16 protein-coding genes are annotated in these 14,192 nt (G+C 41.9%); 8 read left to right on the top strand and 8 right to left on the bottom strand.

All coding sequences use genetic code 11. The annotated features are described in order from the left end of the window. Positions 1 to 184 precede the first annotated feature (184 nt). From AACU32_RS27205 to AACU32_RS27195, 3 genes are all read left to right on the top strand, one after another. Positions 185 to 622, top strand: coding sequence for a pentapeptide repeat-containing protein (locus AACU32_RS27205; RefSeq protein WP_339378310.1), 438 nt, complete (start codon positions 185 to 187; stop codon positions 620 to 622). A 738-nt stretch (positions 623 to 1,360) separates the two neighbouring features. Then, a complete protein-coding gene (locus AACU32_RS27200) occupies positions 1,361 to 2,575 on the top strand; it encodes a peptidoglycan DD-metalloendopeptidase family protein (RefSeq protein ID WP_096604271.1) in 1,215 nt (404 codons plus the stop codon). A gap of 184 nt (positions 2,576 to 2,759) precedes the next feature. Then, entirely contained in the window at positions 2,760 to 2,894 is a 135-nt protein-coding gene (locus AACU32_RS27195; RefSeq protein WP_339378309.1) for a hypothetical protein, read from the top strand. A gap of 239 nt (positions 2,895 to 3,133) precedes the next feature. Here AACU32_RS27195 and AACU32_RS27190 read toward each other — a convergent pair whose 3' ends face one another. The 3 genes from AACU32_RS27190 to AACU32_RS27180 form a co-directional block, all read right to left on the bottom strand. Further along, positions 3,134 to 3,685 carry a glutathione S-transferase family protein gene (locus tag AACU32_RS27190; RefSeq protein ID WP_096604270.1) on the bottom strand — a complete coding sequence of 184 codons (552 nt, stop codon included), beginning with the start codon at positions 3,683 to 3,685 and terminating at the stop codon, positions 3,134 to 3,136. 56 nt (positions 3,686 to 3,741) lie between these two features. After that, positions 3,742 to 4,209 carry a MarR family winged helix-turn-helix transcriptional regulator gene (locus tag AACU32_RS27185; RefSeq protein WP_096604269.1) on the bottom strand — a complete coding sequence of 156 codons (468 nt, stop codon included), beginning with the start codon at positions 4,207 to 4,209 and terminating at the stop codon, positions 3,742 to 3,744. Between the two features lie 78 nt (positions 4,210 to 4,287). Beyond that, complete coding sequence (locus tag AACU32_RS27180; RefSeq protein ID WP_096604268.1) at positions 4,288 to 5,952, bottom strand: ArnT family glycosyltransferase; 1,665 nt, start codon at positions 5,950 to 5,952, stop codon at positions 4,288 to 4,290. 153 nt (positions 5,953 to 6,105) lie between these two features. Here AACU32_RS27180 and AACU32_RS27175 point away from each other — a divergent pair, with 153 nt between their 5' ends. The 4 genes from AACU32_RS27175 to AACU32_RS27160 all read left to right on the top strand — a co-directional run bounded on the left by AACU32_RS27175 (position 6,106) and on the right by AACU32_RS27160 (position 9,264). Beyond that, a complete protein-coding gene (locus tag AACU32_RS27175) occupies positions 6,106 to 6,750 on the top strand; it encodes a class I SAM-dependent methyltransferase (RefSeq protein ID WP_096604267.1) in 645 nt (214 codons plus the stop codon). Positions 6,751 to 6,974: 224 nt separating this feature from the next. Continuing rightward, on the top strand, positions 6,975 to 7,484 hold the full coding sequence (locus tag AACU32_RS27170; protein WP_096604266.1) for a hypothetical protein: 510 nt from the start codon (positions 6,975 to 6,977) through the stop codon (positions 7,482 to 7,484). 48 nt (positions 7,485 to 7,532) lie between these two features. After that, a complete protein-coding gene (locus tag AACU32_RS27165; protein WP_096604265.1) occupies positions 7,533 to 8,420 on the top strand; it encodes a hypothetical protein in 888 nt (295 codons plus the stop codon). 250 nt (positions 8,421 to 8,670) lie between these two features. Continuing rightward, entirely contained in the window at positions 8,671 to 9,264 is a 594-nt protein-coding gene (locus AACU32_RS27160; protein WP_339378308.1) for a phosphatase PAP2 family protein, read from the top strand. A 19-nt stretch (positions 9,265 to 9,283) separates the two neighbouring features. Here AACU32_RS27160 and AACU32_RS27155 read toward each other — a convergent pair whose 3' ends face one another. The 5 genes from AACU32_RS27155 to AACU32_RS27135 form a co-directional block, all read right to left on the bottom strand. Further along, entirely contained in the window at positions 9,284 to 10,021 is a 738-nt protein-coding gene (locus AACU32_RS27155; RefSeq protein WP_096604263.1) for a hypothetical protein, read from the bottom strand. Positions 10,022 to 10,289: 268 nt separating this feature from the next. Next, positions 10,290 to 10,484 carry a 30S ribosomal protein S21 gene (gene rpsU, locus AACU32_RS27150; RefSeq protein WP_096604262.1) on the bottom strand — a complete coding sequence of 65 codons (195 nt, stop codon included), beginning with the start codon at positions 10,482 to 10,484 and terminating at the stop codon, positions 10,290 to 10,292. A 111-nt stretch (positions 10,485 to 10,595) separates the two neighbouring features. Continuing rightward, a complete protein-coding gene (locus AACU32_RS27145; protein ID WP_096604261.1) occupies positions 10,596 to 10,901 on the bottom strand; it encodes an RNA recognition motif domain-containing protein in 306 nt (101 codons plus the stop codon). A 521-nt stretch (positions 10,902 to 11,422) separates the two neighbouring features. Continuing rightward, complete coding sequence (locus AACU32_RS27140) at positions 11,423 to 12,295, bottom strand: 3'(2'),5'-bisphosphate nucleotidase CysQ family protein (RefSeq protein ID WP_096604260.1); 873 nt, start codon at positions 12,293 to 12,295, stop codon at positions 11,423 to 11,425. A gap of 24 nt (positions 12,296 to 12,319) precedes the next feature. After that, entirely contained in the window at positions 12,320 to 13,180 is an 861-nt protein-coding gene (locus AACU32_RS27135; protein ID WP_096604259.1) for a sugar kinase, read from the bottom strand. A 96-nt stretch (positions 13,181 to 13,276) separates the two neighbouring features. Between AACU32_RS27135 and rsmI the strand changes: the two genes are divergently transcribed. Then, on the top strand, positions 13,277 to 14,134 hold the full coding sequence (gene rsmI / locus AACU32_RS27130) for a 16S rRNA (cytidine(1402)-2'-O)-methyltransferase (RefSeq protein ID WP_096604258.1): 858 nt from the start codon (positions 13,277 to 13,279) through the stop codon (positions 14,132 to 14,134). The last annotated feature ends 58 nt before the right edge of the window (positions 14,135 to 14,192 follow it).

The following is a 14,192-nucleotide window of genomic DNA, read 5'->3' as shown; positions in this document are numbered from 1 at the left end:
CAATGGTTTTGAAAGGCAATGTCTCGCATCTTTATTATGCAGCATTGGCGGCTGAAAACTTTACCAGCAAAGGATTTTACTTAGTACATTTCTATACTTCTTAAATTTGACTTACCTGAGCAAAACATGATTACGAGAGGGCATAATCTAATCGAAGAAACGAGGGTAAATCAAAGGTTAATTTATGAGATGGAAGATGACGGCGGTTGAGTTGTTGGAGCGTTACGCTGCTGGAGAGCGTGATTTTGCTGGAGTTGACTTGAACGGAGCCGATTTGAGTGGTGCTGTGTTAAGAGAAATTAACTTGGAACGAGCTGACCTGAGCGGAGTTAACTTCACTGCTGCCGATCTCAGTGGGGGTTATGGTAGAGAATGTTCTCCACGTTATAGCCTTCTAAGATATGCCGTTCTCAGAAATGCAAACTTTCAGGATGCCGATGTGACTTACATCAATTTCGAGTATTGCGATTTGAGTTTTGCTAATTTTAGTGGGGCTAAATGTAGAGGAAGTGTCTTCGATAACGCTTGTTTGCTCGATGTTAATTTTACTGATACTGACCTCCTTTGGATTAGCTTTGAAGGGGCAAGAGTTGAAGGAACTATCCTTGATGATGCTCAATAGGTGTAGCGAACTGCAAACATAAACGCTTCAAACCGCAAACAAGGCGATTTTGAAACCACATTAACTGCAAATAGCCTGTAATCATTAGCCAGTAAGAGTTTTAGCTTTATATGTACCTTTGGGATGAAACTGTCCAAATTAAAGAATATTACTTTCGCTCTAGTCTTAAACTCAGAGTCTTTACCAAGTCAATAAATGAGTTAGTGGTACTTGCTCCCAAAAACCTAATTCATAATTAAATTGGACGGATATCGTTCAGATTAAACCACAATATTCGGGCATAAGTGTTCGGCTTAAAAGTTCGTAAAAGATGGACACAATTGAGGCAATAAATCCCCTAAGCCAGTTACAGTAAGGGTTACGGCTTATTTGCAGTTAATGTGGTTTGAAAACCCTTGTTTGCAGTTTGAAAATTATGTTTGCAGTTTCATTTGCATTTATTGTGGTTTTGAGACCCCCTTTATTTGCAGAGAATGTGGTTTCAAAATCGCCTTATTTGCAGTTTTATCGCTCTCTGTTTGCAGTTCGCTACACCTAGATACCTAAGCAAGGTACATACAGAACTACACTGCTAGTTACTTTTACTTGTTAACAGGATTATTAGTCAAGTAGTAATACTTAAATTTACTAAACCTTTTTAGCAACATATTTTTTAAGTAAACTTCTTTAGAGGCTATAAATACACTGTTATAAAAGTAGTTAATTGCAAATCAATACGTAAATTTAAATACTTAAAAAATGAAAAAATATCAAAAAGTAGCATTGGTATTGACTAGTGCAATCTTAGGCTTGTCTACATTGAGCTTATTAACTTCAAGAGTGAGCGTTGCCCAGAGTACACAATCGAATTTTTATTTGCCCTACCCTATTGGATTAAAGTATCAAGTTACTCAGACATATTTTCAAGGATCTCATTCAGACTATTACAATAAGTACGCTGTAGATTTTGGAATGAGTGTTGGACAAGCTGTAGCAGCAGTTGCACCAGGGAAAGTCATCAGGTCTTCCAAAGGCAAAACAGATATAGCTAGTGGCTGCGATTATAGATATGCTAACAACGCTCACTATATCGTTATCGATCATGGAGATAATATCTCATCTCTTTATCTCCACCTAAGTGAAGTAAATGTGTCTGTGGGTGAAACAATTAGTCAAGGACAAATTATTGGTAAATCAGGTAATACAGGTTGGGTTTGCGGGAATCCTCCGGATCATTTACACTTCTCATTCCAAAAGACAAACACTGTTGGTACTTACGCTGGTGAATCAATTCCAATTGGATTCATTGAAACGCAAAAAGGTACTCCTCAATCTGGAGTAACTTATACCTCTCAAAATTCTGGTCAGGTATCAAACAAGTTTGACTTCAATGGTGATGGTCGGGATGATTTATTATGGCAGAGTACAACAGGTCAAGTTCATACATGGCTTTCCGCAGTTAATGGTTCAACAGAATCAGGGGTTAATGTTGATACCCCCGTCTCTGCTGATTGGAGTCTGGCAGGAGTAGGAGATTTTAATGGTGATGGTGTCACTGATATCATGTGGCGTAACAGTTCTGGACAATTTCACGCTTGGTTGTTGAATCGGTCATCAAGTGTTCAATCACGTGTAAATGCGAGAGCTATCGTTCCCGGTTGGACACTAAAGGGTTTTGGTGACTTCAATGGTGATGGTCGGGATGATTTATTATGGCAGAGTACAACAGGTCAAGTTCATACATGGCTTTCCGCAGTTAATGGTTCAACAGAATCAGGGGTTAATGTTGATACCCCCGTCTCTGCTGATTGGAGTCTGGCAAGAGTAGGAGATTTTAATGGTGATGGTGTCACTGATATCATGTGGCGTAATAGTTCTGGACAATTTCACGCTTGGTTGTTGAATCGGTCATCAAGTGTTCAATCACGTGTAAATGCGAGAGCTATCGTCCCCGGTTGGACACTAAAACCTTAAACTATCGCATCGGGATAATCGTTTGCAGTCTCCACAAAGATAAACTCACTTTGTAAAAGTATTACACCTATTTAGGATGAAGTGTAATTAGAGCCTCAAACTCTTCTCACTTCATTCATGTCCCTTACGTGATCGCCGTCCCCCAGGAGAAAAAGCCGCGACTGAGCAAGGAAGTTGTGCGGTAATGGCTAGTGAAAGCTTTACCACAAGCGATGAAGAGCCTTTACTTTGTCGCCATTTCTTAAGAAATTTTCTTACCCAAGGCTGGATCGGTACTCTGCTTTCTCACAATCAGGATAGTATTGGCTTTGAGAGATGAAGTTCTTTTAGGAGCGATGTCTGACGACAAGCCGCTTCTCTTCTCCCAAGGGGAGACGCTGCGCGAACGATACGCTCCGCGAACGCGTCTACGCCTGACACGGCAAACTCAAGCCAAGACAAATCCAAACATCACCCAATCGCCCCTCACCTGCCTGAAAATTTTTCGCTCTCCTACTGGCATTACTTCCTGCTGTTTTTTATTTATTAAAATTGAGTAATATTACTGTGAAAATTTAGTTAAGCTCGTTTACCAATAGAAAATGCCGGACGTTCACAGATGCGTTTGATATAATCCGATACGGCTGGATAAGAACTAAGATCTAGCTTCAGCAGGAGCGAAATGTAACTTAGAACAGATCCCACGGCTACATCAGCAACACTAAATTCATTACCCAGTAAAAAAGGTTGCTGCTCGAAAATGTTATTCAAGGGAGTTAACAAACGAGGCATTTCCCGTTCTCGATTCTCTTCGCCAAAAATTCCAGGGCCTAGAGTAGCATTGGCAAACAATACCCACTGCGACAAAACACCACGCTCTTCCAGTGAAAGTGGTGTTTTGCTATATTTATCGGCAAGATACAACAAAATTGCTCCTGATTCCCAAATCTGGAAGTCCCCATCTACTATTGCTGGAACTTTGCCCATTGGGTTAATTTTCAAATACTCAGGCTGAAGATGTTCACCTGATTGCATATCCAGAAGCACAAATTCGTAGGGAATTCCCAATTCTTCTAGATACCACTCGATGATTGACGCACGACTACGAATACCACCGTAAAGTTTCAGCATAATTAGTTTAGATTCAATAACTTTGTTTTAGCCCCTAGCCGCTAATCCCTAGCCCCTCAACTCAAATTCGCGATCGCCCGATTTAATAACTGGGAAAATAATTCTTTCTCAGAGGCGGAAATACCAGACATGGCTTCATCACGCAACTCTGCGGCTAGGGGCGGTAAAACTGTCTCTAATTCCTTCCCAGCATCCGTTAGCCAAATTCGCCAGATGCGGCGATCGTGAGCATCCCGTTCGCGACGGACTAAACCGCGTTCTTCCATCCGATCTAATACGCCAGTTAAAGTCCCTCCCACCTGTTTGAGTTTGTCGCCAATACTGGAAGTCGGTAAACCGTCTTCTTGCCACAAACAGCACAATACTAACCAGTGAAACGGTGTCAATCCGAAAGGTTCTAGCTTTTCCGTAAACTTGCGAGTCAGCAGTTGTGAGAGCAACTTAATTCTGTAACCAATGTTATATGGTGCCAGAACTTGCTGCCACGACTGTAAAACTTCAGAATCCTTAGATATAGACACCATATCAACCAATTATTTAGTGTGCGTAATATTATTTTAACTAGATGAGTCCAGGTTTGCAACAGCTGAGTGCCATCTGTCTTAGGGCAGGACTTGAATCAGCTGGTACTCTTGTAGTGTAGCAATAACGCGGTAAGGCGTGGATAATTGCTGGTTGTTTGGTGCAGATATCCAAGCATAGCTCAAAGGTGATAATTGAGAAATAGCAGCTACTCTGGAGCCGGGAATGGGGGTGTAGAAATTCAGCAGTGTAGAGTTTTTATCTTCTATTTGGGCAAAAGAGACAGGATGAGTTTGTAAAATAGAGGCGATCGCGGGCTGTTGGAAAAATGCCTTAAAAGCTGGGTTATAGTCACTTAACAAGCCTAAGTTACCAGCCATAGCTAAAGTTAGCCAACAGGGAATTAACCAACTCGCTATCCAATAACTATCACTCAAGAACTTTTGCCCAAAGTGGTTACGAGCAATCCACATCAAAGGTACAATTAACCAACCTAATCCCAAAATCAAACATAAGTTTGCACGTTGTTCGAGATAAACATCACCGTAAATCAGAGCTAATATCCCTGTTAGCAACAATAAAATACTCAGGACTCCCAAGGCGTAACTCAGGTTACGGGGAAGATAATTCCTCGCCTGGCTTACAAATGAGAGTAATATATTTTTCTGGGGCAAAGACTTAGTTTGGTGTGTATATCCTGTTTGATAAATGTTACCCAGCCAATTTAAACCCACAGCAGCCAGCATTGCGACAAAGGGATAAAGACAAAGAGCATAGTGAGAAAGACGAGTGGAGAAAATGCTCAGTTCAGTTAATAAAACCAAGGGAAAACCGACTAAAATTAACTGGTAGCGCGGAATCGGACGGCGGAGAACCACAGCCAATCCTAAAATACTGAAAAAAAACCAAGGGAAAGATTTTAAAGGAATATTCCAGAGATAGAATACGAATCCATTATGGTTGCGGTCTTCCGAACCTAGCTCCACCACAAACCCTAATAATTGCCCAAAACTCTGATCACCGTAGCGCAACCAGCTCAACCACAACCAAGCTAATGTCGGAATTAAACCCACCGCCCAACCTAAATACAACATTGGGTTAGCCAGATGATGATGACGGCGATGCTCCCCAATTAAATAAGGTAATAAAGCCACCATTGGCAAAAAAATCACAAAGCTTCTTAATAAGAAACCCAAACCAAAACTTAACCCAGCAATAAAAAGCCAAAAATAGCTTTGTTGAGGAGATAGTTCGGCTTTGAGCAAAGACAAAATAGCTAAAAGCACCAAAAAAATCATGGGAATATCAGGAGCGGCTAAGCGACATGATTGTAGCCACAGAAATTCCACACTTAAAATAGTAGCTGTCAGCCATGCTACCTTGCTGCTTAATAATATTTTGCCGATTTCATAGATAGTGAATAAACAGAGAATTCCCGCGATCGCACTCGGAAGTCTGGCAGTAAATTCACTAACTCCCAACAACTTATAAGAACTAGCAATTAACCAATATGACCCTGGAGTTTTATGATGGGCACTACCCCAAGGCGCTATCCAGTCACCAGATTCAAACATCTGGCGGGCGCGCCCTGCATAAAAACCTTCATCATGTGCCATCAGGCTATTTTGCCCAGAATTGCACAGCAGTAAAGGCAGGAGCCAAATTAGCAAACTGACATAGGGCAATCTAACCACTAGATAGATTGACCGCAATATACTCGGAAATACTCGGGTTCTGTACAACATTAATTAGTACGAATTGAATGTTGTGATCTAAATTTCATTTAATTGTTAATCTGCCTTTAAAATATGTAAAGCAGCATACCAATTACTCGATTAAAATCCTAACTGAAATTAATTCAGTTGGGGAAAAAATCCACCAAAATAAAGATTTAAGTTATGATTTTGCGACCAAATCAACGCCTGAAGCTAGATGACACAAATGACAATCTGTTTTATGCTGATCCTCGTTTTGTTACTCATGTCGATGAAGCGTTTATTAAACAGCTAACAGATGTATATCGTGACAAACTCAAACCGAACACACGCATCTTCGATATGATGAGTAGTTGGGTATCTCATCTGCCCCAAATGCAGTTTGCCCACGTTGAGGGACATGGACTTAATGCTGAAGAATTAGCACGTAATCCCCGACTAAATCATTATTTTGTGCAAAATCTCAATGATCATCCCCAGCTACCCTTACCAGATCAAGATTTTGACGCGGTGATCAATTGCGTTTCCGTACAATACATACAGTATCCAGAGGCAGTTTTTTCCGAAATCCACCGCATCCTCAAACCTGGTGGTGTAGCGATTATCAGCTTTTCTAACCGGATGTTTTTTCAAAAAGCGATTCAAGCTTGGCGGGATGGTTCGGAAGAAAGCAGAGTGGAACTAGTGAAAAGCTACTTTGCCTCAGTACCGGGATTTTCAACCCCAGAAGTCATTGTGCATAAATCAACCATGCCAAATTTTCTGCAATGGTTAGGTGCACCAGGGGGAGATCCATTTTATGCTGTCGTAGCTTATCGAAGTTCATAGTTAGTTGTCAGTTGTCACAGTCAACAGTCTGTAGGGGCGGGTTTATTTAGATCATTGTTGATCCACGAGGATATCTGTGAACCCGCCCGTACAACAGTCAACAGTCAACAGTCATCTGTAATTCTAAATACTCACCAATAGTTATCAAAAAGTAAATTTTCTGGCTAAATACCAGACAAGCGCTGATAATTGCCTCAAAGCTCAAGCATAAGGAGAAGCTAAACATGACTTTCCTCCGTGGACGGAGAATTTTAGCTGCTGTATTAATCTCAGTATTACTACTGACTACAGCATGTACGCCAAAAACACCCAATCGTTTTGACCAGGCACAGCAAGAAAGCAGTCGCCAAAAAAGTGGTCAAGCTGTGGCTAAAGATGCGACTCAAGGTAGCAAATTAAACAAATTCTTCCCATCTGGGGGAGATGGCTACCAGCGTGTCTATACTCAAGAGAAAAAAGGCTTTTCAGAAGCGAATTTGAAACAAGGTGGCAAAGTTTTAGCACAACTAGCTATTTCCGACACCACTAGTATTCCTGGTGCGGCGGCTAAATTCTCTAACAGCACCAAAAAAGTAGGCGGCTATCCCGCAGTCACCCTTGGTAACACTCAAACTTCGATTTTGGTGGGTAAGTACCAAGTGAAGGTGATTTCTAAAACCCCAGCATTTACAGCCGCAGACAGGGAAGCTTGGCTACAGAAATTCAATCTTGATGGTCTGGCGAAACTGAAATAAGCTGCAATACAGAAATCAAAATTACAACAGCTAAATTAGGAGATTGTTTTGAGTAAATCGATTTTTGAGTTGGTGGATCAACTACCAACCAGTGGGTTAACCGTTTCTATGTTGAATGCCCTCGATTTTGTGGCTCCAGGTGAGTGGCAAAATACTGTAGGCTTTGTCAACACGATTAAGACTGTAACGGGCGAAACTGACGAAGCCCTGATTCAGCAAATTGGCGAACGGGCAATTTATCTTTTTAATGATAAATCTCAAGGCTACCAAACGGCTTTGTGGCTCTATCAAACTGTTGATGGTACAGATAAAGCCCTTGGTGCAGCAGCTTTAGCAAATAAGGTGGGCGAGAAGATTCCTTTGTTAGGTTTTTTAAATAGTGTTACTCCCAAACCAGACAAAGCCCAAACCATTGACTTGACCTTAAAATTAGTGGCTGAGGTTGTAGCTTTCTGCCAAATTAACGGTATTCCTGGAGATAGCATTGGCGATTTTGTCGCTTCTTTGGGTGAGTATAGTGGTGAGTCTTTGATCCGTTTGGTGGCTTTAGTCTGCGTTGATGGTTTAATCCCCTTGGGGCCTGACTTTATCGGCAAAGCCTTATCTGGGATAAGTCAAACAAGTCCCCAGGAGTTAGAACAGAACTCGACTTTTCAAAGCATTAAAGATGTGATTCCCGGCAACAATGCTGGTAGTAAACTGAACTTTATCGGTGAAAGTTTTGATTCTGTGAAAGGTTGGATGGGTGGTCTTGTAGCATCCCATAATTTGACCCCACAGAAAGTTGTCAGTCATTTGCAAAATTTTGTCGAATTTTCTGATGACAAACTTGATTACCTGGGGGCGTTTTTGGATGTGGCAACCAATTACTATGAACACACTGGGACGCAAACTCTAGCGCGTCGCTTGATTGAACGAGCTATAGCTGAGATTTAAGTTTGCCGATAATTGGTGATGAGTAATGGGTAATGTTTGTAGTTATTTATTACTCATACCAATTATCAAAAAGATAGCAGTTATAAATCATTCGTAAAAAATTAGATCCCCGACTTCTCAAAGAAGTCGAGGATCTGGAAGCAGCGACTTTTCACAAATCATATAGCGGTTCTTTTTTAGATGCACTACACTATAGGGCAAAGCATTGCTGTAACCCTACGAATGATCTGTATATAAGCAAATAAATTAAATGAATAATAGGCTTTTGATGTCTTGGTTTAAAACAGTATGGCCTGCCTTTATTGGCTTATACTGCATAATGTTTACTCCCAAGGCGATCGCTGATTCTTTTGATAAAGATGTATCGGAGTTTATCTCTGGAGGGGGTACTGCACTCTATTTAGGTGCTGGTGTAGCCCTACCGCTGTTGCTAGATGGGAAACAAGGGGGACAACATTCTCTACGGGCGCTAGATTCTCTCGGTACCAGCACTCTACTTTGTATTGCTATCAAAGAAGTAACCGATGTGAAACGCCCCGATTCTGACGAACACGATAGTTTCCCCAGTTGTCATGCTACAGCAGCATTTGCGATCGCGACTGTACAAAGTCACTATCATCCTGGTTCTGCTATTCTCTGGTACTCTGGCGCGTCTGTTATCGCCTATTCACGGGTAAACCTCAATCGTCATCGGGTGACGGAAGTCTTAGCTGGGGCGGTACTGGGATATCTGACAGCGCAATTGGAGTTAAGCCAAAAGCATGGGCTGATATTATTTCCCATCATTAGCAGTGATGATGCTGGCGGATCGTTGCTAGGACTACAAGTTGTCGGCTCTTTTTGAGATAATACCAACAACCAGTTTACTGGGGCAAACGTAGATCGGCGGCGATCGCATAAAGGTAAGGTTGAAAAATCGCTAAATCTTCTAACTTATCAAATTTACCTGTGACTGAGCCTGGGTCAAAGGCACTGCTAATTACATAAAGTGCAGTACCATCAAAGGTAACATGACCGATGTGTTGCTCTTGTACTCCACCCTGGCTTTTGATTCCTACAAATCCATAGCGGATTCCCGGAAGTTTACCAATTGTTACTGGTTGCGGGGGGTAGGTGGAAAAAATAATCTCCTTACCATAGCTTAAGACACGGTCTTTGGCGATCGTAGTATAGTTGTCTGTTACCCAAGCTTTCAGTGCTGTCAATAGCTGGGTTTGATGCTGAGGACTTTGGTAATCCACTTTGGTATTTACTAGAATACCTGCTGCTTCTAGCTGCTTTTGGAAAGCGGGATTTTTTTCTAACGGGTAAACCCCAATTTCAACTGTACCTAAAACTTTTCCTTTGGTTGAGATACATAAAAGCGGCGCATTTCCTTGACAAGGCGCAACTTCCCAATCACTTGGTGCTGAGGTGTTACCCAAAAGATTCTGCCAAAGATTCCCCTCTGTAGGAGTAGGATTAGGCTTTGTTGATGTCTGTACTACTGGGGGTTTCTGTGCGGTATCTTTCCCAGACATCTGCTGAGAACGATATTGTATCCCCACTGGGATTAATGCTACTAAGGCAGCACCAATTAATAGATGATAAAGACGCAACATTTTTTCGGAAAATCCAGAGTCATGATTAATGGTCAATGGTCAATGGTCAATAGTCAAGGGTCAAGAAATGCAAGACTGTGGACTGTTAACTATGGACTTTTGACAACCCTAACCAGTTGCGTTGCTCCCATAAGTTTGTAGTAGCACTGAAAGCAAAGACAGTGCTACTACTATAATTGTTATTTATTGATGCCTGCCTACTTATTTGCGCTTTTTGAGGCTAACGCCACTAAGCATAGTAGTCCAAAAAGGCGATCGCGCGCCTTGTTTATCTGTAGCCAGAACGTTGTCTACGATTTTGCTTGTGTCTAGCAACTGCTTTCCGCTTTTCTTTCTCTAAAGGCGTCTCAAAATGGCGTTTTTTGCGCATATCTTGGAAAATTCCGGCTTTAGAAACCTCCCGCTTAAATCTTCGTAAAGCTGATTCAATTCCTTCATTCTCTCCCAACACTACTTGCGTCATTCTCATTCCTCCTCTATATGGATGAATAGACAAAACAAAATTTTCCAGCAGAATAGAGCCTTTGGCTTTATCTGCTGGAGACTCTAGATTTTTAAGTTTTCCGCACCGGACTTAGTAGCGGCGATTACTACGGTTGTTGTTACCCCAGCTACCACCACGGGAAGGACTTCTTTCTTCACGAGGCTTAGCTTTGTTAACTTTTAAATCACGTCCCATCCATTCAGCACCATCAAGCGCTTCAATGGCTGCTGCTTCTTGAGCATCCGATTCCATCTCTACAAATGCGAATCCGCGAGGCCGACCTGTTTCCCGATCGGTTGGTAGTTGAACACGATTAACTGTGCCATATTCTGCAAATGCCAGCTTCAGGTCATCCTCGGTAACCTGATAGGACAAATTCCCAATATAAATCGACATGTTTTGTCTCCGAATTCAGAAAGTGTAGAGAGTTAGATTCGGAGAGACGCTTTAGAGAAATCAAAACGAATAACTCAACCGAAAATAATCTTTATATCCCCCAGTATAGCACAGCATTTGAAAATAAGCTCCTACGGAGTCTGATTTCCAACCTCATAAATCTGAAGTTCAGCCACAAAAGCTGCTCTTAATACTTATATTTTTTCTAATTTCTATTATTGCACAATTGCTGGATTTTTTTAACGCTGTCTTATTTTTTCGCAAAAAAGGCAATCCACATTTTAGGTAAGACCAAATTCTAGCGGTTTTCGGATCGGTGAGGTACAGTTTTAAATCGTCAAGCCTGTAGGGGCGGGGTTTCCCCGCCTTCAGTTGTATTGCATCCAAGTGAGAACCGCTATATGCGTGAAAAACGGCGCTTAGGTTAGCGGTGAGGGATTAGGGGCGGTAAAGATTTTCATCGTGTGGTAACCACAGCGTACTTGTTGGTAAACCACAGCCCTTTAAGGGTGGGGAGTATGTCAAACAGAATTGGGATGAGGAAATTTGGCTAAAATAGTCTCTGCTTCTCTACAGAGTAGCTGATGATATTGACCATGACTAGCGAGTAAACCACCCCATTGATTGATATCATCGGTGTTGTATTGCAATGGTGAGCCATCAAAGTGAGTGAACTGACCACCAGCTTCTGCTAATATTAATTCTGGTGCTGCTATATCCCAATCTTTAGGAGCAGATTTACCAGAAAGGGAAATATAAATTTCTGCTTGTTGCTCAACTATAGCTGCAATTTTGCAACCGACGCTGCCAATAGATTTTTGATTTTTACAAGGGAGATTTTCTATGAGGTAATTTAATCTTTGGTTGCGGTGAGAACGACTCACAACTAAAGTTAAATCTTCCAGGGCTTTTTTGTTTGAGTCTAAGGATATTTGTAAGGGAACCGAATTATTACGGGTTTCGGAAAATGTACCCCCACCTTTAGTAGCATAATATAACTTTTGTGCTTCTGGGATGACGACAACTGAGAGTACAGGGCGTGTTTCTTTAACTAATGCGATGTGAATTGCATACTCGCCTGTTTTCTGAATAAAATCTCGCGTCCCATCCAAAGGATCAATGATCCATACCCATGTAGAATTATTTTTAGTTTGTTGTGCTTTATAGGTTTCTTCGCTGATATAGCCGAAATCTTCATTACCTAAAGCTGCTTGTAGCTGTTCTAAAATATATTGACTGGTAGCTATATCTGCAACTGTGACAGGCTCATTTTGTTTATATTGGACTTGGAGATTAGAGTCTTTAACTGTGCCGTGATAATAAGACTGGAGTATATCTGCTGCACCCCATCCTACCTGACGTGCGATCGCTAATATTTCTGATAAATCTTTCATGATGAAATCTCTAGTCCTTCCCTACTACTCTACTTCCATCCAACGGCGAGTACCGAAAAATTGGCAAGCCTTGGCGGCAACTTTTGCAGCTTGAGCCAGTGCATCCGTGAAAGTTTCTTGTAAAATATAATGGCAGAAGGCTCCGTGAAAAATATCTCCAGCCCCCAGTGTATCAACTACTGAAATCTGCGGCACATCGACAACGCCCCAATTACCACAACTTAAGTACTCAATTGGCTGTTCTCCGTGGGTGATGGCGATGTGGGGAATGTGAAAAGCACTGAGATAAGCAAAAACTTCTGCTGCGGTGTCACATCCCGGCGGATAAAAATTATTAGAACAAATAGCGTAATCGACAAAAGGTAAGATTTCCTCAAACCCAGCTTTCCAACTACCACCATCGATCGCAATGGGGATATTCTTAGCTTTAGCCATTTGGGCGATTTTACTACCAACTGCCATTTGATGTCCATCAATCAGCACTATATCAATATTTTGTAAAATATCCGGCGGTAAAGATGAACTACTAGCTTGGGTTTTCACCGCATTAATGGAAACTACAGCCCGTTCACCTGTAGATTCGCTGACAATGATCGAAGAAACTGGTACAGCTGTTGTCGTGCTAGGGTGAAGATCTGCGATCGCTACTTGATAAGTGGCTAAATCTGTCCTGATTAGCTGTGTCATTGGGTGAGAACCAACTACACCCAACAATGTAGCCCGGTTTCCTAAATAGCTAAAAGTTACAGCCGCATTCGTTGCCGGGCCTCCTGCTGCTACAGTATAGTCAGTAGCGACAATCTTTTGATTATTCTGGGGAGCAGATTCAGCCAGGTAAATCAAATCTAAGGTGACTAAACCTACAAATAAACCATAATTTGTCATTTGTCATTTGTCATTTGTCAGTTGTCAGTTGTTATAGGGAACAGTCAACAGTCAACAGTCAACACTCCCCTCATCCCCCTCATCCCCTAGCCCCTCATGCAAACCGATCCCAAACCAGGAACACTTTACGTTGTCGGTACACCAATTGGCAATCTCGAAGATATCACTTTTCGGGCGGTGCGCATTTTGCAAAATGTGGATCTGATTGCGGCGGAAGATACGCGCCATACGGGGAAATTACTACAACATTTTCAAATTCAGACTGGGCAAATCAGTTATCACGAACATAATCGTAGTAGCCGGATTCCTGAATTGATAGAGCATTTAACTAATGGTAAAGCCATTGCCTTGGTGAGTGATGCGGGTATGCCAGGAATTTCCGATCCAGGTTATGAACTGGTGAGTGCATGTGTGGAAGCGGGGATAACAGTTGTACCGATTCCGGGTGCGAGTGCGGCAATTACAGCTTTAAGTGCTTCTGGTTTACCAACGGATCGATTTGTGTTTGAAGGCTTTCTTTGTGCCAAAACTCAACAACGGCGAGAATATTTAGAATCTCTACAGACAGAATCCCGCACTCTCATTTTCTATGAATCGCCCCATCGGTTGCGTGATACTTTACAAGACTTAGGAGAAGCTTTAGGAAGCGATCGCCAAATTGTCCTGGCTAGGGAACTAACAAAATTTTACGAGGAATTTTGGCGGGGGACAATTGCCGAAGCGATCGCCGATTACAATCAGCGTGAACCCCAAGGTGAATATACTCTAGTGGTAGCGGGAACCCCACCAAGTAAACCCCAACTCACAGAAGCCGAACTCAAAGCTGAACTCGAACAAATTATGCGTCAGGGAATATCGCGATCGCAAGCTAGTCGTCAATTAGCAAAATTAACTTCCCTATCCCGTCGTCATCTTTATCAATTAGCGCTTTCTATCGTCCTCAATCCTGAGTAGGTTCCCGTTGCTAGTTATCTAGACAAGGGGACAAGGGAGACAAATAACTGTTGATTGT

Origin of the sequence: Calothrix sp. NIES-2100 (assembly GCF_963875285.1) — a bacterium.
In the GTDB taxonomy this organism is placed as follows: domain Bacteria; phylum Cyanobacteriota; class Cyanobacteriia; order Cyanobacteriales; family Nostocaceae; genus Aulosira.
This window is presented reverse-complemented; position numbering and strand designations above follow the sequence as displayed.